This is a genomic window from Microbispora rosea (assembly GCF_044460045.1).
GTDB classification, from domain to species: Bacteria; Actinomycetota; Actinomycetes; order Streptosporangiales; family Streptosporangiaceae; genus Microbispora; species Microbispora rosea.
Genome location: NZ_JBITJO010000005.1, coordinates 284,489 through 303,253 on the forward strand (window position 1 = coordinate 284,489; position 18,765 = coordinate 303,253).

An 18,765-nucleotide genomic window follows, 5' to 3' on the forward strand; every position below is an offset into this window, starting at 1 on the left:
GAGCGAATGAGCGGCGGAGAGCGGGAGGGCGCGCGGCGGCGGTGGAGCCTCGGGCCGCCGGGCGGAGCCGCCTGGAGCTTTCCCTGGTCGTCGTCGGGCTCTGCGGGCCAGGCGGCGGAGGAGCTGGTGGCCGGTCTGCTGTCCACGGCGCTGGAGGCGCGGCGCCGTCACGACGAGATCGAGTTCCGGCGATGCGTGAAGATCCTCGCGCAGGGCCAGGGGCTGCGCGAGGTCGTGGACCGCACCCTGCTCGACGCCCTGAACCGGCATGTGACGCTCGCCTGGCACGGCGGCTGGCAGCCCGCCGACGTCGTCCGGCTGGCGGGCCGGCGGCTGGAGGCCCGGCACGTCCGCCTCGTGACCGACGCCGTCGCGGCCGAGATGCGCGCCTACGCCGCGGCGACCGTGGACGACCGCTGGCTCGACCAGCTCGACGCCGTCGGCGCGACGGTGTGGTGGGGCCGCGACGAGGAGTACCTCCGTGACGACGGCGACAGGACCGCGATGGTCGCCTGCGCGCTCCGGGTGATCCATCTGCTGGCCACGCTGCCGCCGCTGGAGCGGCTGTGCCCCGTGCCGGGAACGGCCCGCCGTACGCCCGGCGCCCGGGGCGGCGCCGTCGACGAACGGACGCTCGCCCGGGTGCGGGCCCTGCTGGCCAAGGCCGAGTCGACCGAGTTCGAGGCGGAGGCCGAGACGTTCACCGCGGCGGCGCAGGCGCTGATGGCCCGGCACAGCATCGACGCCGCGCTGCTCGCCTCACGGGCGTCCGGCCCGGGAGGAGCCGGCCGTCCGGAGGGGCGGCGGCTGGGAGTCGACGCGCCCTACGAGGGCCCGAAGGCGATGCTGCTGGACGTCATCGCCTCGGCCAACCACTGCCGCTCGGTGTGGAGCCGGCATTTCGGGTTCGCCACCGTGCTCGGGTTCCCCCCGGACCTGGCCGCGGTGGAGGTGCTGTTCACCTCCCTGCTGGTGCAGGCCACGACCGCGATGAGGCTGGCCGGATCCCGCCGGGACGGCTTGGGCCGTTCCCGCACGCGGTCGTTCCGGCAGTCGTTCCTCGCGGCGTACGCCCAGCGGATCGGCGAGCGGCTGCGGGAGGCGACGGGAGAGGCGGTGCGGGAAGCGATGCGGGAAGCGATGCGGGAAGCGGCCGCTGATGCCGGGAGCGGCCTGCTGCCGGTGCTGGCGGCCAGGGAACAGGCCGTCGAGGCGAGGGTCGAGGAGCTCTTCCCGACGCTGACCCTGGTCGGCGCGGGCGCGGTCAGCAACCGGGATGGCTGCATCTCCGGCCGGGCCGCCGCCGACCGGGCCGTCCTCGACGTACGCCGGAAGCTCGCGGAGGGAGGAGGTTGACGGAACCCCACACCTGGGACCCCGCACCTGGGACCCTGCACCTGGGACCTGGCGCCCTCCCGGACCGGGCATGTCTTTCCGCTGGCTGAGTCGCCGCCCGCGTGACGGGGGGTGCTCAGACGACGGATCCGGTGGCGCCGTCGGTGAGCTCCCGGAGGATGTCCGCGTGCCCGGCGTGCCGCGCGGTCTCCTCGATCATGTGGATGTAGATCCAGCGCAACGAGAGTGCGGCGATCTCCTCGTGCGGCACCTCGTGGTCGAGCGGCAACCGGGCTGCGATGCGCCGCGACTCGGCGCACGCCTGCTCGTACGCCGCGATCAGGGACTCGATGGTGTCGTCGTCGCCGACCGCGAAGCTCCTTTCGGCGTCCTCCTCCGTGGGCGGCGCCGTGGCCTGATCCTGCGTCAGCACCCGGCCGAACCAGTTCCGCTCCACCACGGTCAGGTGCCTGACCAGCCCGGCCAGCGTCGTCGACGACGGCACGTGACGCCGGCGCACGTCCTGCTCGGACAGCCCTTGGGCCTTGCGGACGACCATCGCGCGGAGGAAGTCGAGGAACGCCTCCAGCACCTGCCTCTCGTCGGCGGTGGCGGCCCGCACCACCGCCTGCGCCGGCTCGGTCGAAGGAAGAGTGGCCATGCCCGGACCGTACGGAGCGCGCCGAGACCCCGGCAAGAGTCCGTGCCCACGCTCTCAGCGAACCCGCGTCCCCGCGGGGACGGGCTCCGCGCTCTCCGGGACGGCCATGCCGCGTCAGCCGGAGGTGTCGTCGAAGTGGAGCTCTGAGGTGATGCGGTAGCGGTCGCCGCGATAGATGGACCGGGTGAACTCCACGACCCGGCCGCCGGCCTCGCGGGCCGTGCGTTCGATGAGCAGGGCCGGAGCGTGCTGGGGGACGCCGAGCAGTTCGGCCTCGGTCTCGTCGGTGACGGTCGGCTCGATGCTCTGGGTGGCGCGGCGGACGTCGATGCCGAACCTCGTGCGCAGGAACCGGTAGAACGAGCCGGACACCATGTCGTCGGGCCGCAGGGACTCGACCAGGCGGTGCGGCAGGTGGATGCGCTCGATCGCCATCGGCTCGTCGTCCACCAGGCGGAGCCGCACGACGCGCAGGACCGGGTCGGCGGGGGAGACCTGCAGGCGGTGCGCGAGCCGGGCGGTGGCCGGGGCAGAGTCGAACTCGAGGATGCGGCTGAGCCAGTTCCCCTCGGCGGCGGGGGCGTGGAAGGAGTCGTCGCCGGCCGCGAGGGGCTGGGTGACCTTACGGCGGCCGGTGAACGTCCCCCGCCCGTGCTCCCGCACGAGCATGCCCTGCCGTACGAGCACGTCGATCGCCGCACGGAGGGTCGGGCGGGAGACCCCGAGCTCCCGCGACAGGTCGCGTTCCGAGGGGATGGCGGTGCCGGGCTCCTTGTCGGAGATCAGGTCGAGCAGGACGTCTCTGACCCGGTCGCGCTTGAGGCCCGCTGGAAGTCTCTGCACGTCCTAGACCTTACCAGTAGTTGACCACTCCTCCGGTCGATGTGCCTGGGAATACCCCGAAATTTCGCCTCTTGACAGTCCAACTGGTTAAGACCACTCTCCTCTCAACGGTTTACCAATAACTGACCACTGGGAGGACCGATGAGGTACCGCCTCCTCGCCGCGGCGGCCGCGTTCAGCCTCGTGCTCGCCGGATGCGGTTCGGCGTCCGAGCCCGGGACATCCGGAGAGACCGGCACGACCACGCTGACCGTGTGGTTCATGCGCGACAGCCTGTCGGACGCGATCGTGAAGCGGTTCACGGACGACTTCCGGCGGTCGCATCCCGGGATCGCCCTGAACGTCCAGATCCAGGAGTGGGACGGCATCGGGCAGAAGGTCACCAGCGCCCTGGCCAGCAAGGACGCCCCCGACGTCATCGAGGTCGGCAACACCCAGGTCGCCGAGTACGCCGCGAGCGGCGGGGTCAGGGACCTCACCGGCAAGGTCGCCGACCTGGGCGGCTCCGACTGGCTGCCCGGCCTGGCCGAGCCGGGGAAGATCGACGGCAGGCAGTACGGCATCCCCTGGTACGCCGCCAACCGGGTGGTCATCTACAACAAGGACCTGTTCGCCAAGGCCGGTGTCACGGCCCCGCCGAAGACCCGCGACGAGTGGATCGACGTCACCGCCAAACTGAACAAGGGCGGCGTGCAGGGCATCTACCTGCCCGGCCAGAACTGGTACACCCTCGCCGGATTCATCTGGGACGAGGGCGGCGACCTCGCCGTCAAGGAGGGCGACCGCTGGAAGGGCGCGCTCGACACGCCGCAGGCGCTCGCCGGGATGGCGTTCTACCGGCGCCTCCAGGCGCTCGGCAAGGGACCCAAGGACTCCGACGAGGCCAGGCCGCCGCAGGCCGACGTGTTCGGCAAGGGCGACGTCGCGCAGATCGTCTCCGCTCCCGGCGGCGCGGTCGCGATCGAGAAGGCCAACCCGGACCTCAAGGGCAAGCTCGGCTTCTTCCCGATCCCCGGCAAGACGGCGGACACGCCCGGCGCCGTCTTCACCGGAGGGTCCGACCTGATCGTCCCCGAGGCGTCCGCCCACCCGGACGAGGCGTACGAGGTGGTCAAGGCCCTGGCCGGGGAGAAGTTCCAGCTCGACATGGCCAAGGAGATGAGCTACGTGCCCAACCGCACCTCGTACGCCGGGGTGCTGAGCGGTGACGAGGCCACCGCGGCGATGGCGGCGGGGGCCGCGGCCGGGCACGCCACGCCGAACTCGCCCAACTGGGCGGCGGTGGAGGCCAGGAACGTCATCAAGGAGTACATGACCAAGGTGCTCACAGGAGGCGACGCGGCCACCGAGGCGAAGGCGGCCTCCGAGGTGATCACCACGATCCTCAACACCACGTCCTGACATGGTGCGCACCCTCGCCCGTACGGCGGCCCGTCCCGCTCTCGTGATCGAGGCGAGCCCCCGCAGGAAGGGCGCGCTCTGGCCCTACCTGCTGGTGGCCCCGGCCGTGGCCGGCTTCGCGTGCCTGCTCGTCTACCCGCTGGCCCGCAGCATCGTGATCTCCTTCCAGCATTTCCGGCTGGGCGAGCTGATCAGGGGCGGAGCGGACTTCGCCGGGCTCGCCAACTACGCCGAGGCCCTCGGCGGGCCGGAGTTCTGGGCGGTCGTGCGGCGGACGTTCCTGTGGACCGCCGCCAACGTCGTGCTCATCATGGTGATCGCCACGGCCGTCGCGTTGATGCTGCCGCGCCTCGGGCGGCGGATGCGGCTGGCGGTCATGAGCGGGATGGTGCTCACCTGGGCCACGCCGGTGCTCGCCGCGACCACGATCTTCCAGTGGCTCTTCCAGTCGCGCCTGGGGGTGGTCAACTGGCTGCTGGTCCGCCTCGGATTCGACTCCTTCCACGACTACACCTGGTTCGCCGACGGCGCTGCGACGTTCGCGATCCTGGTCGCGCTGGTCGTCTGGCAGTCGGTGCCCTTCGCGGCGCTCACCCTCTACGCGGGGCTCACGACCATCCCCGGCGAGCTGTACGAGGCGGCCAGGATCGACGGGGCCGGGCCCTGGCAGGTCTTCGGCCGGGTCACGTTCCCGATCCTGCGCCCGCTGTTCGGCCTGATCACGTCGTTGGAGGTCATCTGGGTCTTCACCTGCTTCGCGCAGATCTGGGCGATCAGCAAGGGCGGCCCCGGAGGAGCCACGGCCACGCTGCCGGTCTACGCGTTCCAGATCGCGCAGTCGCTGCACCGGTACGACCTGGGGTCGGCCGTCTCCACGCTCACCGTGCTGATGCTGCTCGCGGTGCTGGTCGTCCACCTGCGCCGCATGTTCCGGGAGGAGGGAGCGTGAGGCGGGTCGCGTTCAACAGAGTCGCGCTGAACAGGGCCGCGCTGAACAGGGCCGCGCTGAACAGGGCCGCACTGAACGCTGCCGCCCTGGGTGTGCTGGCGGTGTCGGTGTTCCCCGTCTACTGGATGGTGATCACCGCGTTCAAGCCGACGGTCGACATCCTCACCGAGACCCCGGCGTTCTGGCCCGCCCGGCCGACCCTCGACCACTTCGCCACGGCCGTACGGGCCGCGGGGTTCTGGACGTTCTGGCGCAACAGCCTGGCCGTCACCGTCAGCGCGGTGCTGCTCGCGCTGGTCGTGGCACTGCCGTCCGCCTTCGCCGTGGCCCGGCTGCGCTGGTCCGGACGGCGCGGGTTCGTCCTGATGGTCTTCGTCGCCCAGACCGCCCCCTGGTCGGCGCTGCTCGTGCCGGTCTACATCATCGCCCGCGACGCGGACATGCTCGACCGGCTGCCGACGCTGACGCTCGTGTACTTCGTCACGACGCTGCCGTTCACGATCGTGACGCTGCGCGGCTTCATCGCGGGGGTCCCGCCCGAGTTGGAGGAGGCCGCCCTGATGGACGGGTGCGGCCGCGCCGAGGCGTTCCGCCGGGTGGTGCTGCCGCTGCTCGCGCCGGGCCTGATGTCCACGTCGCTGTTCGGGTTCATCACGGCCTGGAACGAGTTCGCCTTCGCCAACGCCCTCATGATCAAGGACCAGGGCGACCGTACGCTGCCGATCTGGCTGTCCGGGTTCAGCAACGTCTTCGGCACCGACTGGGGCGCCACCATGGCCGCCGCCACGCTGTTCATGCTTCCCGTCCTGCTCGTCTTCCTCGTGCTCCAGCGCCGCGTGTCCGCCGGGATGATCGCGGGCGCGGTGAAGGGATGACCCAGATGATGATTCCGCGGCCCCGCGAGGTGGCCGTGCTCGGGGGAACCGTCACGCTCCACGACGGCCTCGTACGGCACGCGCCCGACGATCCCCGGCTCGGGGAGGAGGGGTATCGGATCGACGTCACCCCCGACGGCGCCGAACTCGCTGCCGGGGGGCCCGCCGGCCGCTTCTACGGGTTGCGCACCCTGGCGGCGCTCGGCCCCGAGGCGCCGCTGTGCCGGATCGCCGACCGGCCCGCGCACTCCTGGCGCGGGGTGATGCTCGACGTCGCCCGGCACTTCATGCCGAAGGACTTCGTGCTGCGGCTGATCGACCTGCTCGCCGTGCACCGGCTCAACCGGCTGCACCTGCACCTGACCGACGACCAGGGCTGGCGGCTGCAGATCAAGCGCTATCCCCGGCTCACCGAGATCAGCGGGGAGCACTACACCCAGGAGGACATCCGGGAGATCGTGTCGTACGCCGCCGACCGGTTCGTCACGATCGTGCCCGAGATCGAGATGCCGGGGCACGCCCAGGCGGCCATCGCCGCCTACCCCTGGCTCGGCAACCAGCCGTCGCGCCGCCTGCCGGTGCGGGACTCGTGGGGGATCAGCCCCCACGTGTTCAACCTGGAGGAGGCCGCCGTCGGCTTCTGCCGGGACGTGCTCGACGAGGTCATGGACCTGTTCCCCGGCGAGTACGTCCACCTCGGCGGAGACGAGTGCCCGCCGGACGAGTGGGAGCGCAGCGAGGCGGCGCTGCGGCGGATCGCCGAGCTCGGGCTGGCAGGCCCGGACGCGGCGCGGGCGTGGTTCACCGCCACCGCCGGCGCCCACGTGACCTCCCGCGGCCGGCGCCCGATCCACTGGTACGACGGGCCCGGAGGGGCTCGCGACGTGACGGCGATGACCTGGCTCGACCACGAGAGCGGCCCGCGGGCGGCGCTCGAAGGGTTCGACGTCGTGCTGGCCCCGCACACCAGCACCTACTTCGACTATCCCGCCGACGCCCCCGGGCCGCACGGGCGGATGCTCCCCCTCGCCGACGTCTACGGGTTCGCGCCGCCCACGGCCCCGGAGGGGGCCACCGGCCGGATCCTCGGCGTGCAGTGCCAGCTCTGGACCGAATACATGCCCACGCCCGAACACGTCGAGGCGATGGCCTTCCCCCGGCTGTGCGCCTTCGCCGAGGTGGCGTGGGGCACGGCGGGGGACTACCGCGATTTCCTGCACAGGCTCACCCCCCACCTGGAGTCCCTGGGCGTCCGGCCGGGGCCGGGCATCCCCTGACTCCGTGACCACCCCCCACGAAAGGAAGACTGCGGTGTCACGAAAGCTCTTATGGGGCGGTCTCGCGGCCGTCCTGCTGGCCGCGCTGGTCGTGGCCCTGCCCGCGGAGGCGGCCCAGTCGCTGCGCCTGCGCTACAAGACCAGCGCCACCGGCGCCACCGCCGACCAGGTGGAGCCGTGGTTCGACCTGGTCAACAGCGGGACCACGGCGGTGCCGCTGAACACCGTGAAGATCCGCTACTACTTCACCGCGGATTCGCCGGCCCAGCAGTACCGCTTCGCCTGCTCATGGGCGGTCGTCTCCTGCTCGACCGTCACCGGCGCCTTCCAGACGATCTCGGGCACGGCCGCCGCCGACCGCTACCTGGAGGTCGGCTTCACCTCCGGCAGCCTGGCGGCCGGCGCCTCGACCGGCGACATGCAACTGCGCTTCTACCGGTCCGACTGGCAGACGATCCGGCAGAGCGACGACTACTCCTTCGGCCCCGCCCGGACGACGTACGGCGACTGGGACAAGGTCGCGGTCTACCAGGGCGGCACGCTGGTCTGGGGCGTCCCGCCCGCGGGCGTGACCGATCCCTCGCCTTCCGCCTCGCCTTCCGCCTCGCCTTCCGCCTCGCCTTCGCCGGGCGGGCCCGGCGGCGGCAGCGGGGTCGTCTTCGACGACTTCGCCTACGCTTCCTCGTCCGATCCGCAGATCACCGCGCACAACTGGACCGTGCGGACCAACAGCGGCGGCCCCGGCGTCCCCGGAGCGAGCTGGCCGGCGTCCAACGTGAGCTTCCCCGTCGTCACCGGGAGCAACAAGGCCCTGCAACTGCGGGCGGCCACCGACGGCACCGCCGGGGGCACCTCGCAGGCCGAGTTCCTGCACCAGCGCAAGTTCTTCGAAGGCACGTACGCCGCGCGGGTGAAGTTCGCCGACGCCCCCGACAGCGGCCCGGACGGCGACAACATCGTCGAGACGTTCTTCACCATCACGCCCCTGGCGTACGACCTCGATCCGGACTACAGCGAGCAGGACTTCGAGTATCTGCCGAACGGCGGCTGGGGCGCGCAGGGCCCGATCATGTACACGACCACCTGGGAGACCTACCGCAACGAGCCCTGGCTCGCGGTCAACACGCACACCGAGCGGACGGCGAGCTACGCCGGCTGGCACGACCTCGTGCTGCAGGTCTCCGGCGGCTCGGTCCGTTACTACATCGACGGCATGCTGTTCGCCGAGCACGGCGGCGACTACTACCCCGAGACCCCGCAGTCGGTGAACTTCAACCTCTGGTTCATCGGCGGCGGGCTGCTGGGCAGCGCCACCCCGCGCGTCTACACCCAGCAGGTCGACTGGTTCTACTTCAGCAAGAACGAGGTCGTGGCTCCGGCCGACATCACCAGCAGGGTGAACGCCTTCCGGAGCGCCGGCACCACGTGGAAGGACACCGTGCCGATGCCGTAGCCGACGTCGTCCGGGCCCCGGCGTCCGGGGCCCGGACCGGTCAGCCGAGCAGGTCGGGGTCGGAGGCGAGGATCTGGTCCAGCAGGGGCTGGAAGTTGATCCAGCCGACGACGTCGTTGCCGATCTGGCCGTGGGTGAGCTTGGCGTTCTCGTGCGAGATGGGCACCGTCGGCCCGGCGGCCTTGGCCGCGAGCTGCGCCTGGCAGCTTCGTTCCATCGTGATGAACCACCAGGCCGCCGCCTCCACGCTGTCGCCCACGGTCAGCAGCCCGTGGTTGCGCAGGATCACCGCCTTGTGCGAGCCCAGCGCCTGCGCGATGCGGCGGCCCTCCTCGGTCTCCACCACCACCCCGGTGTAGTCATCGAACAGGGCGTGGTCCTCGTAGAACGCGCACGCGTCCTGCGTCAGCGGTTCGAGCAGCGTGCCCAGCGCCGACAGGGCCTTGCCGTACACGGAGTGGGAGTGAGCGGCCGCGACCACGTCGGGCCTGGCCTGATGGACCATCGAGTGGATGGCGAACGCCGCCTGGTTGACGTGATAGCGGCCCTCCACCACCTGGCCCTCGTGGTTGACCAGGATCAGGTCGCTGACCGTGATCTGCTTGAACGACATCCCGAACGGGTTCACCCAGAAGTGATCGGTGTGCTCCGGGTCCCGGGCCGTGATGTGCCCCGCCACGCCCTCCTCGAAGCCGAACCTCCCGAACAGGCGCAGCGCCGCCGTGAGCCGCTCCTTGCGGTGGAGCCGCTCCTCCTCCACGGTCTCGAACGTCGGCGGCAGCCGGAAGGCGAGCTGGTCGGCGGGCACCGGCTGCAGGTCGGACAGGCTCATCGCGGCTCCCAGGCTCGTGAGGCGTACCCGTCCAGCCTGTCTCCGGCACCGTCTCCTGTCCATGGCGAAACCGAATCGTTTTCGGTCTTCTCGTGGGTTCGGTCCTGTCCAATGGGGCAGTGGAGCCCGACCGAATCCGCGTAAGGTGCAGGCAACGCGAGAGTCAGGAGGTACCGATGCGGCTGGAGGCGGTCTTCTTCGATGTCGGAGAGACCCTGGTGGACGAGACCCGCGAGTACGGCACCTGGGCCGACTGGCTGGGGGTCCCGCGGCACACCTTCTCCGCCGTCTTCGGCGCCGTGATCGCACGCGGCGGCGACTACCGGGACACCTTCCAGCACTTCCGGCCCGGGTTCGACCTCGACACCGAGCGGGAGCGCCGGGCCGGGGAAGGCCAGGCCGAGACGTTCGGCGAGGAGAACCTCTACCCCGACGCCCGCCCCTGCATGGCCGAGTTGCGGGAGATGGGGCTGCGCGTCGGCCTCGCGGGCAACCAGACCGCCCGCGCCGAGACCATCCTGCGCGCCCTCGACCTGCCCGTGGACGTGATCGGCACCTCCGACGGCTGGGGCGTGGAGAAACCGGACGCGTCGTTCTTCGACCGGGTGGTGACGGAGGCCGGCTGCCCGGCGGAGTCCGTCCTCTACGTGGGCGACCGCCTCGACAACGACATCCGGCCCGCTCAGAAGGCCGGGCTGTGCACCGCCCTCGTACGGCGGGGTCCCTGGGGTCACATCCTCCGCGACGAGCAGGCGGCCCGGGCGTGCCTGTTCCACGTCGACTCGCTGGCCGAGCTGCCCGCCCTGATCCGCAAGCACAACGGCGACTGATCGCTCAGCCGGCCTCGGTGAGGTCGATCGAGGCGGCCAGGCCCGCCGCCACGTCGAGCAGGTTGCGTACGGCCTGCCGGTCGCGGGCGGGGTGCCAGGCCATGACGGTCTTCGCCTGTTCGCCGGCGAGCGGCACGAAGGCGACCCCGCTGCGCCGGAGGCTGTGCGCGGACCGGGCGAGCCGCGTGACGCCGACACCGGCGGCGACCAGGCCGAGCAGGCTCGGCACGCCGTCGGCCCGCTGCACCACCCGCGGCTCGAAGCCCGCCGCCCGGAAGTCCTCGTCGTACTTGCGATGCCACGGCTCCCACGAGCCGCGCGGGGTGAGCACCCACGGCTCGCCGGCCAGATCCGCGAGCCGCAGCTTGGCCCGCCCGGCGAGCGGGTGGCCCGCCGGCAGGACCGCGCAGACGGGCTCGGCGACCAGCGTCGCGGTCACCAGGTCGTCGACCAGCGGTGGCCGGGTGAAGGCGGCGTCATACCGGTCCTCGCGCAGGCCCGCCACGAGGTCGGCGATCGCGACGGCCTCGGCGAGCAGCTCGACGTCCGGATACCGTTCGCGGAACGCGCGGACGACCGGCGGCATCATGTAGTTCGCGGTGGAGACGAGGAAGGCCACCCGAAGCCTGCCGACCTCACCGCGCACCGCCCTGCGGGCGGTCTCCAGGGCCGCGTCCGCGTGCGTCAGAACGGCCCGCGCCTCGGGCAGGAACACGCGGCCGACCTCGGTCAGCCGCGTGCCCCGGGTGTCGCGGTCGAACAGCCGTGTGCCGAGGGCGTGTTCGAGCGCCGCGATCTGCTGCGACAGCGACTGCTGGGCGATGTGCAGCTCCCGCGCGGCGACGGTGAAGCTCAGTTGCTCGGCCACGGCGACGAAATACCGCAGATGACGCAGCTCTGGGGTCACAGGATCCGACTGTAACCCCGCAGGGAACGTGTGTTGGCCGCGCGGGGCACGCTCCGGGGAGAGTGGTCGCACTGATCACGGGAACACGAGGAGTGGACCATGACCGGACGGGTGTGGTTGATCACCGGATGCTCGGCGGGCTTCGGCAGGGAGCTGGCCGAGGCCGCTCTGGCTGCGGGGGACCGGGTGATGGCGACCGCGCGACGGCCCGAGACGCTGGCGGACCTGGTGGAAACGGGTGGTGACCGCGTGCGCGTGGCGCGGCTGGACGTCATCGACGCCTCGTCGATCGACGTCGCGGTGGCCGAGACCCTGTCGGCCTTCGGCCGGATCGACGTCGCGGTGAACAACGCCGGCCACGGGTCGGTGGGGGCCGTCGAAGAACTCGACATGGCCGACCTGCGGGCGCTGATGGAGGTCATGTTCTTCGGGGCGGCGGCCGTGACCAAGGCCGTCCTGCCGCATCTGCGCAGGCAGGGGAGCGCGACGATCGTGCAGATGAGCTCGATGGGCGGGCAGCTCAGCATGCCGGGGTTCGGCGCCTACTGCGCCGCCAAGTTCGCCCTGGAGGGACTGTCGGAGGCGCTCGCCGCCGAGGTCGCGCCCTTCGGCGTACGAGTGCTGATCGTGGAGCCGGGCGCGTTCCGCACCGAGTTCGGCGGCCACCGCATGCACCGCTCGGAGCCCATCGACGCCTACCAGGCGTCGGCGGGCGCGACCCGGGCGGTGGTGGACCAGATGGACGGCACCCAGCCGGGAGACCCGGCCAAGGCGGCGCAGGCGATCCTGCAGGTCCTCGGCCACGCCGACCCTCCGCTGCGGCTCGCCCTGGGCGACGACGCGGTGGACGCCGTCCGCGCCCACCACGAGACGCTCCGCGCCGACCTCGACCGCTGGGAGAAGCTCAGCCGGGCGACGAGCCTCTAGAGTTGCCCGGGTGACGGCTGATCACGACATCGATCTCGTGCCGCTGCTCGGCCGGGCATGGGAAACGGTGGACCACCGGGATGCGCTGGCCGAGATCGTCAGGCTCGGCTGGACGCCGTGCGGGGTGGGCGACTGGGCCGTCGGGCTGCGTTCGCCGCGGGGCCTGCTTGCGGCGCGGATATGCCCCTTCGACCCTGCGTACCCGGCATTCCTGGAGTTGTGCCGCCGCTGCCCCGGCAACCCGTACCTGCCGCGGGTGTCGCTCACCGAGGCGCTCGACGGCGGCGGCTCGCTCACGGTCCTGGAGTTCCTGGCCCCCGTCGAGGAGGCCGAGGCGGCGGCGGTCGCCCGGCGGTGGCGCGAGGGGACGGGCGACGAGGCGTTCGACGCCGTGCGGACCACCGCCCACGCCGTGGACGAGGAATGGCGGGCACGGATGCCGTGGTGGGACGGGATCGACCTCAACAGCGGCAACGTCCGCCGGGCGGTGGACGGGAGGATCGTGCTCATCGACGTGTTCTGCATGGACGGGGCGTCGCTCTACCGCCAGGTGCTCGACGACTCCGCCGTAGTGCGCGAGCGCCTGTCCGCCGCCGCGACGCGCCACCTGTTGGACATCCCGTTCATCGCCCGCGAGAGCTCCCCGGCCGAGATCGAGGCGCTGCGCGCGGTGTGGCGGGCCGGCGATCACCCCGTCTCGGGGATCAGAGGCGGGAGACCTGGTAGTGGCCGATGCGCCAGCCCTCCTCCGTCCGCTTCACCAGCACACTGAGGTAGACGTTCAGAGTGGGGCGATCGGCGAAGGAGAAGTCGACGGCCAGGTAACCGAGGACGAGGCCGTCAGCGGGTGCCGCGGTCTCCACAATGCGGTACGCGGCCGTCAGTCCGGGTGGCTGGGAGTCGTAGTAGGCCGCCACACCCGGCCTCCCGACCGTGTAGGGGCGCAGCCCCTGGAAGATCGCGTCCTCCGTGAACAGGGCTGCGACCTGCTGCGGTCGATGGGCGTCGATCCCGGCCTTCCACCGGTCGAGGACGTCCCTCAGGATCGTTTCTCTGTCCTTGTCGCTGGTCATCAGGCGTCTCCTGCCGGTGGGGCCGGGGTGTGCGGATCAGTGGCCGGCGCTCATGCCGCCGTCGACGTGGAGGATCTCGCCGGTGATGAAGGGGGCGTTCTCCAGGTAGACGACCGCGTCCGCGACGTCGCTCAGCTCGCCCATCCGGCGTACCGGGTGCAGCGCTGCGAGGGCCTCGTGGGTCTCCTCGGGGTGCATGGGGGTCTTGATGGAGCCCGGTGAGACGGCGTTGACGCGGATGCCGCGCGTGGCGTACTCGATGGCGAGCGACTTGGTCGCGGACTGCAGGCCGCCCTTGGTCAGCGAGGCCAGCACGGACGGGACCCGGGAGTCGGCGTTGTCGACCAGGCTGGTGGTGATGGTGACGACGTGGCCGCGCCCCTGCGTCAGCATGCGCGCGATGGCGAGCTGGGTGAGGTGGAAGAAGCCGTCGAGGTTGACCCTGGTCACCGCGCTGTAGTCGTCGAGGGTGTAGTCGGTGAACGGCTTGGCGACGAAGATGCCCGCGTTGTTGACCAGGGTGTCCACCCGGCCGAACCGCTCGACGGCCGCGGCGATCGCGCGTTCGGCGGTGGCGGGGTCGGCGACGTCGCCCTGGACGGTGAGGACGTAGGGGTCGTCGGAGGGCGTGATGGTGCGCGAGACGGCGACGACGGCGTAGCCCAGCTTGCGGTAGGCCTCGACCAGCGCGGCGCCGATGCCCTGCGAGGCACCGGTGACGAGGGCGACCTTCTGCTGCTGAATGCTCATGATGATCCTTCTCCAGTGGGAGCCGGTCGACTTACTAGTCAACCGGTCGTCTATTTCTTTATGAACGTAGGCCCACTGGAGAGGTGCAGTCAAAGGCTGACCGGGCATCATCCGGAACTGGAATGCTCTCAGCTGGTAGGAGAAAACTCCTACAGTTCCGGCAGCTGGATCAGCGACGGTGCGGATCGCCCTCGGGCAGCCAGGCGTCCGGGCCGTGGATCCCGAAGTGGCCGTCGGCGCGGAGCGCCTCGACGACGGCGAGCACCGAGGTGCGGACCTCGCCGCGGCGCCACACCAGAGACCAGGTCCAGTAGATCTCCGGCGCGATGACCGGTCGCCGGACGAGGTCCGGCGGCAGCGGGGTGGTCTGGCCCTTCGGCGAGTTGATGATCGGACGTCGGCAGCGGCGCACGTGGTCGAAGAACGCCGGGCCGGTGATGCCGCCGTCGGAGATGCGGACCGCGCCGGCCCCGGTCTGGTCGGCCAGCTCCTCGGCGTACGCGTTCCAGGACGACCAGGAGGTGGCGTCGCCGTCGAGGAGTACGCCGGTCTCGCGGGCGGGAACCGGGGTGGTGTCACGGCCGGTGGCCACGGCGTAGAGGCGGTCGGCGCCGATGAGCTGAGCGTCCAGGCGGAGTCGCTCCAGATCGCCGGTGCGCAGCCAGCAGATCGCGAGGTCCAGGCCGCCTTCGGCGACCCGGGCGGCCTGGGTGTGCGAAGGCGCGACCCAGGCGTCGACATGGACCTGCGCCACCGCCGCCGTACGGGCGATCAGGTCCGGTGGCATCCAGTTGACGTAGCCGAGCCGGACCGGTTCCGATCCGGCCAGCCGGCGGGCCCGGTGCCGGAGGTCGTCGGCGCGTTCCAGCAGGGCACGGGCGTCGGGAAGCAGGGCGAAACCGGCCGGTGTGAGGGACACCGAGCGGCGGTCCCGGTCGAACAGGCGCACGCCCAGGTCGCGCTCCAGCGCCTTGATCTGCTGGGACAGGGAAGGACCGGCGATCAGCAGACGCCTGGCGGCGCTGCCGAAGTTCAGTTCCTCGGCGACCGCGACGAAGTACCGCAGCTGGCGCAGCTCCACACTCGCCATGCTAGGCCGGTGAGAGGTTGCGCCTACCAGCCCGGCCATCAAGGCAGGTCTCAGAGACCGCCGGCCATCTCTGCGCGGGCACCGAGCAGCGCCAGGCAGTTGGCCCACAGGGGGCCGAGTCGCTGCGTGTCGTTGTAGAGCTTGGCGAACAGAACGTGCCCCTCCAGCTGGGCCACCACCGACCGCGCGGCTTCCCTGGTGTCGGCCACGGTGACATCCCCGCGCGCCAGAGCCTCGACGACGACCGCGTCGATCATGTCGACCTGCGCGTCGAAGATCTCCTGCAGCCGTCCGCGGATGGCTTCGGTCTGGTTGCTCATCTCCAGCGTGAGATTCCCGAACAGGCAGCCCGAGACGGTGCCGCAGTCCCGCTGCCCGGCACGTTGGACGGCCTGGGTCGCCTCGAACAGCCGGCGCAGGCGGTCCAGCGGCTCCCCCTCGCCGGACAGGATCCGCTTCCAGGTCCGCTCCTGGTCGGCCCAGTGCTCGTCGATGACCGCCAGGGCGAGGGCTTCCTTGGTGTCGAAGAAGTAGTAAAAGCTGCCCTTGGGCACGCCGGCCGACTTGCAGATCTCCGCCACGCCCAGGGCGGAGTAACCGCGCAGCTCGATGAGTGTCCGGGCAGCGCCGAGGATCTTCTCCTTGGCATCGCTGGTCCGTCCCATACGATCAGTATACGACCGGTCGTATAAACGCCACCCTCGTCACATCGTGAGCTCGGGGTGCCTGGACCGGCCGAGGTCGGTCAGCCGTTCGTCCAGCGCCCGCGTCTGGGCGGCGGGCGGCAGGACCTTCAGCACGCGGCGTACGCGGTCGTGCCCGATCGCGTACCACTGGTCGTCGAGCGCGTCGACCGCCTGCTTGAGGTGTTCGGCGGCCTGGTCGCCGTCGGTGGGGGCGTGGGCGGCGGCGAGGTCGGCGAGCAGCACCGAGCGCTGCTTGCCGCCGTTCGGGCCCAGGTCGTCGAGCGCCTTGCGCAGCCGGCGGGTCGCCTCCTCGTGGTTGCCCGCCGTCAGCGCGCTGTAGCCGGCGAACCCGTCGAGCCTCGCCCGCTCGAAGAAGTCCAGCCACGCGGGGTCGTCGCCGCCCGCGTCCACCATCTGGTCGGCGCGGTCGATGTGGCGCATGCACTCCTTCGGCTCGCCGCAGCGGGCCGAGATCTCCGACGCCACGCAGTGCAGCCAGGCCCTGGTGAGCGGGCCGACGCCGTGCCAGGCGTGCGCGAACGCCGCGTCCAGCAGACCCAGGGCGTCCGTACGGTTGCCCTCGAACCCCGGCACGAACGCCGCGTGGGCGAGCACGGCGGCGGCGAGCGGATGGTCGCCGCACTCCCGGGTGGCCGACAGGGCCATCCGGTACAGCCGCGCCGCGGTGGGGCCGTCGTCGAGGTCGAAGAAGGCGACCCGGCCCGACAGCAGGGCCGAGCGCGCGGCCGCCTCGGCCAGCGTCTGCCTGACCGCACCCTCCGGCGCCGCCCGCAGCAGGCTCATCCCGAGCCGGGTGTGCGCGACCGACGCCTGGAAGATGTCGTCCGGCGGCGAGGTCCAGTAGAGGGCGGCCTGCTTGTCGACGACCCGGGCGAACGCCTCGGCCGACTCGGCGTCGACCCCGCGCCCGCGTTCCACCGCCGCGGGAAGACGCTCGCCGCCCTCGCCGAGGAGCGGAGCGAGCACGCCCGCGCCGAGAAGCCCCCGCAGGAACGTGGAGCGGTCGATGCCTTCTGCGACGATCATGCTCAGCAGCCTCCGTATCTCGTCCACCACCTCCGTGACCGGCCGCATGGCCATCTCGTCGGGGGTGAGCAGTCCCAGCTCGCTCGCGGGCTTGTCGAAAATCGTCACGATGTGCTTGCGGTAGCGCGGATCCGGCCACCGCTCACCGGTCTCCCACCGTCGAACGGTGTTGGCCGTCAGGCCGGTGTCCTTCTCGTCGCACGACCGCATGGACGCGCGGATGCGCTCGCACAGCTCCTCGTAGGACCACCCGCGTTGCAGGCGTTCCCACGCGAGCCGGCGGTTCGGCGGATGGCGGTGGTTGGCCGGCATGTCGCACCCCTCCTCGCACGACCGCAAGCACGCTGTGTCAGCGTGACACGCTGACACTACGGGAGATTCTGTGTTCGTGCGGCTACTGGCTGTGATTGGACGTCCTCTGGCTGATACTCCAACCGCTTCATAAGCGCTTAGCTTGGCCCACTTCCGCGAGCAGCCGTTGGAGATGGGTGACATGACCACGTTGGAGGACATCGCACGGGTCCATACCGGCTGGATCATCTGGCGGTCGGACGTCGGCCGCTGGTGGGCGACCAGGCGCGGGCCGGTAGACCTCGAAGCGATCCGCATGGGATGCGCGATGACGCTCGACGCCGACGATCCCGAGGCCCTCGACGCCGCTCTTGCCGCGCAGGCCGAGTTGACCGCCACCTTCGCCGCCGACCCCGCCGCCGCCGGGTGACCGGGGGCCGCCGGTGCGGTCGGCGCCCGCACCGGAGACGGTCCTTGACGGAGTCGGCGACGTGAACCGCGCAGGCGCCGTTGCCGGTGCCTGCGCGTCGATTCGCCTACCCCTCGCCGCTCAGGCGAGGAGATCGGGGCGAAGGACCTCCGCCTGGAGGATGTGCTCGATCTCCTTCTCGTCCGCGTTGTGTCCCGTCTGCCGCCGCAGCTCCTTCCGAACGGCGTCGAGAATCACCGGCGTGAGGAGGACTCGTACGAGGGACTTCGGGGCCGTCGCCGCGCGGGCCTTCCACAGGTCGTCTATCAGGCGGCGCTTGAACGCCTCCTTGCTGAGGTAGAAGAGCGCGTCGGCCTTCCCGGTCAGCCCGCCGTCGTCCAGGAGATCGACCTGAAGGGCCAGGTCGACGACGACGGGAAGGCCGCCGGTGAGGTGGTAGACCTGCCACACCTGCCCGTTCGTCAGCACCATCCATTCGACGCCCTCGTTCACCGCGTACATCTGCACCTGCCGCAGGTGCTTGACGCCCAGTTTCTGCGTGCACCGCTTGACCTCGATGAACGCCGCGAGCTGCTTGTCCACCCGGATGCCGTAGTCGGCGAATTCCCCTTTGACCTGATATTCGGTCGTGAGGTCTTCGTATTTGTCGTATCCCAGTCCTTCGCAGAGGAAATCGGTGACGAGCAGCCGGGTGTCGCCCTCGTTGGCGTCGCGCGCGACGAGGTCGCTGAGCGGTTTTCCGTACCGGCGGATCGCCGTGCGAATCCGATTGCGCGCCTCGGATTCCCATTTCGGCATGGTCCGTGGCGCTGATGCCTTGCGGACCCCGCGTGCGTCGTTGTCATCCCTGGTGGCGGCTGGGGTCGCCTCGGGTGCGACGAGGGCCTCGGACGTCTGGTCGCTCATCGGATGCGCCTTCTCTCGCTGCGGCTAGGGCCGTCTTGTGGTCTCGGCTGTAACGGTGTTGGACGCGTTTCCGTCCCCGAATGGTTACCGCTGTGAATATCTGTTCAGCAACAAATGGCGATGTAGGCCATTTCGGCTATATGGCGCTTTGTTTAGAAATGTCTCGCCGAAGATGAATGTGAGAGGCCCCTCGGTGCCGGCT

General features: G+C 71.0%; 20 protein-coding genes. 10 read left to right on the forward strand and 10 right to left on the reverse strand.

Going from position 1 to position 18,765, the window contains the following annotated elements; translation table 11 throughout:
- Positions 1-6: 6 nt before the first annotated feature.
- A complete protein-coding gene (locus ACIBK1_RS23290; protein ID WP_396737587.1) occupies positions 7-1,356 on the forward strand; it encodes a DUF2786 domain-containing protein in 1,350 nt (449 codons plus the stop codon).
- A gap of 115 nt (positions 1,357-1,471) precedes the next feature.
- On the opposite strand, the gene ACIBK1_RS23295 is transcribed toward ACIBK1_RS23290, so the two are convergent.
- Together ACIBK1_RS23295 and ACIBK1_RS23300 are read right to left on the reverse strand one after the other, a co-directional pair.
- Positions 1,472-1,996, reverse strand: a complete 525-nt coding sequence (locus ACIBK1_RS23295; RefSeq protein WP_076438946.1) for a DinB family protein — start codon at positions 1,994-1,996, stop codon at positions 1,472-1,474.
- 114 nt (positions 1,997-2,110) lie between these two features.
- A complete protein-coding gene (locus ACIBK1_RS23300; RefSeq protein ID WP_030505954.1) occupies positions 2,111-2,839 on the reverse strand; it encodes a GntR family transcriptional regulator in 729 nt (242 codons plus the stop codon).
- 141 nt (positions 2,840-2,980) lie between these two features.
- Here ACIBK1_RS23300 and ACIBK1_RS23305 point away from each other — a divergent pair, with 141 nt between their 5' ends.
- From ACIBK1_RS23305 to ACIBK1_RS23325, 5 genes are read left to right on the forward strand one after another with little or no spacing between them, the layout of a single operon-like run.
- Positions 2,981-4,240 carry a sugar ABC transporter substrate-binding protein gene (locus ACIBK1_RS23305; protein ID WP_030505953.1) on the forward strand — a complete coding sequence of 420 codons (1,260 nt, stop codon included), beginning with the start codon at positions 2,981-2,983 and terminating at the stop codon, positions 4,238-4,240.
- A gap of 1 nt (position 4,241) precedes the next feature.
- On the forward strand, positions 4,242-5,189 hold the full coding sequence (locus ACIBK1_RS23310) for a carbohydrate ABC transporter permease (RefSeq protein WP_396737590.1): 948 nt from the start codon (positions 4,242-4,244) through the stop codon (positions 5,187-5,189).
- Positions 5,186-6,064, forward strand: a complete 879-nt coding sequence (locus tag ACIBK1_RS23315; protein ID WP_396737593.1) for a carbohydrate ABC transporter permease — start codon at positions 5,186-5,188, stop codon at positions 6,062-6,064. The genes ACIBK1_RS23310 and ACIBK1_RS23315 overlap by 4 nt, the downstream gene beginning before the upstream one ends.
- Before the next feature lie 5 nt (positions 6,065-6,069).
- Entirely contained in the window at positions 6,070-7,341 is a 1,272-nt protein-coding gene (locus ACIBK1_RS23320) for a beta-N-acetylhexosaminidase (protein WP_396737596.1), read from the forward strand.
- Between the two features lie 34 nt (positions 7,342-7,375).
- Entirely contained in the window at positions 7,376-8,794 is a 1,419-nt protein-coding gene (locus ACIBK1_RS23325; RefSeq protein ID WP_396737599.1) for a cellulose binding domain-containing protein, read from the forward strand.
- Between the two features lie 40 nt (positions 8,795-8,834).
- Here ACIBK1_RS23325 and ACIBK1_RS23330 read toward each other — a convergent pair whose 3' ends face one another.
- Positions 8,835-9,626: a class II aldolase/adducin family protein gene (locus tag ACIBK1_RS23330; RefSeq protein WP_396737602.1), complete on the reverse strand. Its 792-nt coding sequence runs from the start codon at positions 9,624-9,626 to the stop codon at positions 8,835-8,837.
- A 176-nt stretch (positions 9,627-9,802) separates the two neighbouring features.
- On the opposite strand from ACIBK1_RS23330, the gene ACIBK1_RS23335 reads away from it, so the two are divergent.
- Positions 9,803-10,456, forward strand: coding sequence for an HAD family hydrolase (locus ACIBK1_RS23335; protein ID WP_030505947.1), 654 nt, complete (start codon positions 9,803-9,805; stop codon positions 10,454-10,456).
- A 4-nt stretch (positions 10,457-10,460) separates the two neighbouring features.
- On the opposite strand, the gene ACIBK1_RS23340 is transcribed toward ACIBK1_RS23335, so the two are convergent.
- The gene (locus tag ACIBK1_RS23340) at positions 10,461-11,363 is read right to left on the reverse strand and encodes a LysR substrate-binding domain-containing protein (RefSeq protein ID WP_396737605.1); all 903 of its coding nucleotides are present in this window, start codon (positions 11,361-11,363) and stop codon (positions 10,461-10,463) included.
- 99 nt (positions 11,364-11,462) lie between these two features.
- Here ACIBK1_RS23340 and ACIBK1_RS23345 point away from each other — a divergent pair, with 99 nt between their 5' ends.
- Both ACIBK1_RS23345 and ACIBK1_RS23350 read left to right on the forward strand, forming a co-directional pair.
- Positions 11,463-12,290: an oxidoreductase gene (locus tag ACIBK1_RS23345; protein ID WP_396737608.1), complete on the forward strand. Its 828-nt coding sequence runs from the start codon at positions 11,463-11,465 to the stop codon at positions 12,288-12,290.
- Between the two features lie 10 nt (positions 12,291-12,300).
- A complete protein-coding gene (locus ACIBK1_RS23350) occupies positions 12,301-13,062 on the forward strand; it encodes a hypothetical protein (RefSeq protein WP_396737611.1) in 762 nt (253 codons plus the stop codon).
- Here ACIBK1_RS23350 and ACIBK1_RS23355 read toward each other — a convergent pair.
- From ACIBK1_RS23355 to ACIBK1_RS23375, 5 genes are all read right to left on the reverse strand, one after another.
- Entirely contained in the window at positions 12,995-13,363 is a 369-nt protein-coding gene (locus ACIBK1_RS23355; protein ID WP_363417907.1) for a YybH family protein, read from the reverse strand. The genes ACIBK1_RS23350 and ACIBK1_RS23355 overlap by 68 nt on opposite strands.
- Before the next feature lie 36 nt (positions 13,364-13,399).
- On the reverse strand, positions 13,400-14,113 hold the full coding sequence (locus ACIBK1_RS23360) for an SDR family NAD(P)-dependent oxidoreductase (RefSeq protein ID WP_030505942.1): 714 nt from the start codon (positions 14,111-14,113) through the stop codon (positions 13,400-13,402).
- Positions 14,114-14,282: 169 nt separating this feature from the next.
- Positions 14,283-15,194, reverse strand: coding sequence for a LysR family transcriptional regulator (locus ACIBK1_RS23365; RefSeq protein ID WP_197042431.1), 912 nt, complete (start codon positions 15,192-15,194; stop codon positions 14,283-14,285).
- Positions 15,195-15,253: 59 nt separating this feature from the next.
- Positions 15,254-15,868: a TetR/AcrR family transcriptional regulator gene (locus ACIBK1_RS23370; RefSeq protein ID WP_030505940.1), complete on the reverse strand. Its 615-nt coding sequence runs from the start codon at positions 15,866-15,868 to the stop codon at positions 15,254-15,256.
- A 39-nt stretch (positions 15,869-15,907) separates the two neighbouring features.
- The gene (locus ACIBK1_RS23375) at positions 15,908-17,248 is read right to left on the reverse strand and encodes a helix-turn-helix domain-containing protein (protein ID WP_036405069.1); all 1,341 of its coding nucleotides are present in this window, start codon (positions 17,246-17,248) and stop codon (positions 15,908-15,910) included.
- A 181-nt stretch (positions 17,249-17,429) separates the two neighbouring features.
- Between ACIBK1_RS23375 and ACIBK1_RS23380 the strand changes: the two genes are divergently transcribed.
- Positions 17,430-17,657, forward strand: coding sequence for a hypothetical protein (locus tag ACIBK1_RS23380; protein ID WP_030505938.1), 228 nt, complete (start codon positions 17,430-17,432; stop codon positions 17,655-17,657).
- A gap of 120 nt (positions 17,658-17,777) precedes the next feature.
- Here the strand turns inward: ACIBK1_RS23380 and ACIBK1_RS23385 are convergent, their stop codons facing one another.
- A complete protein-coding gene (locus ACIBK1_RS23385; protein ID WP_396724101.1) occupies positions 17,778-18,563 on the reverse strand; it encodes a type I restriction enzyme HsdR N-terminal domain-containing protein in 786 nt (261 codons plus the stop codon).
- Positions 18,564-18,765 lie beyond the last annotated feature (202 nt).

What these genes read in the sequence shown, in the direction of transcription:
- ACIBK1_RS23305 (WP_030505953.1), top strand. Translation starts at nt 2,981, where the DNA reads ATGAGGTACCGCCTCCTCGCCGCGGCGGCCGCGTTCAGCCTCGTGCTC.
- ACIBK1_RS23375 (WP_036405069.1), bottom strand. Translation starts at nt 17,248, where the DNA reads ATGCCGGCCAACCACCGCCATCCGCCGAACCGCCGGCTCGCGTGGGAA.
- ACIBK1_RS23295 (WP_076438946.1), bottom strand. Translation starts at nt 1,996, where the DNA reads ATGGCCACTCTTCCTTCGACCGAGCCGGCGCAGGCGGTGGTGCGGGCC.
- ACIBK1_RS23385 (WP_396724101.1), bottom strand. Translation starts at nt 18,563, where the DNA reads ATGAGCGACCAGACGTCCGAGGCCCTCGTCGCACCCGAGGCGACCCCA.
- ACIBK1_RS23345 (WP_396737608.1), top strand. Translation starts at nt 11,463, where the DNA reads ATGACCGGACGGGTGTGGTTGATCACCGGATGCTCGGCGGGCTTCGGC.
- ACIBK1_RS23330 (WP_396737602.1), bottom strand. Translation starts at nt 9,626, where the DNA reads ATGAGCCTGTCCGACCTGCAGCCGGTGCCCGCCGACCAGCTCGCCTTC.
- ACIBK1_RS23320 (WP_396737596.1), top strand. Translation starts at nt 6,070, where the DNA reads ATGATGATTCCGCGGCCCCGCGAGGTGGCCGTGCTCGGGGGAACCGTC.
- ACIBK1_RS23335 (WP_030505947.1), top strand. Translation starts at nt 9,803, where the DNA reads ATGCGGCTGGAGGCGGTCTTCTTCGATGTCGGAGAGACCCTGGTGGAC.
- ACIBK1_RS23380 (WP_030505938.1), top strand. Translation starts at nt 17,430, where the DNA reads ATGACCACGTTGGAGGACATCGCACGGGTCCATACCGGCTGGATCATC.
- ACIBK1_RS23370 (WP_030505940.1), bottom strand. Translation starts at nt 15,868, where the DNA reads ATGGGACGGACCAGCGATGCCAAGGAGAAGATCCTCGGCGCTGCCCGG.
- ACIBK1_RS23355 (WP_363417907.1), bottom strand. Translation starts at nt 13,363, where the DNA reads ATGACCAGCGACAAGGACAGAGAAACGATCCTGAGGGACGTCCTCGAC.
- ACIBK1_RS23310 (WP_396737590.1), top strand. Translation starts at nt 4,242, where the DNA reads ATGGTGCGCACCCTCGCCCGTACGGCGGCCCGTCCCGCTCTCGTGATC.
- ACIBK1_RS23290 (WP_396737587.1), top strand. Translation starts at nt 7, where the DNA reads ATGAGCGGCGGAGAGCGGGAGGGCGCGCGGCGGCGGTGGAGCCTCGGG.
- ACIBK1_RS23360 (WP_030505942.1), bottom strand. Translation starts at nt 14,113, where the DNA reads ATGAGCATTCAGCAGCAGAAGGTCGCCCTCGTCACCGGTGCCTCGCAG.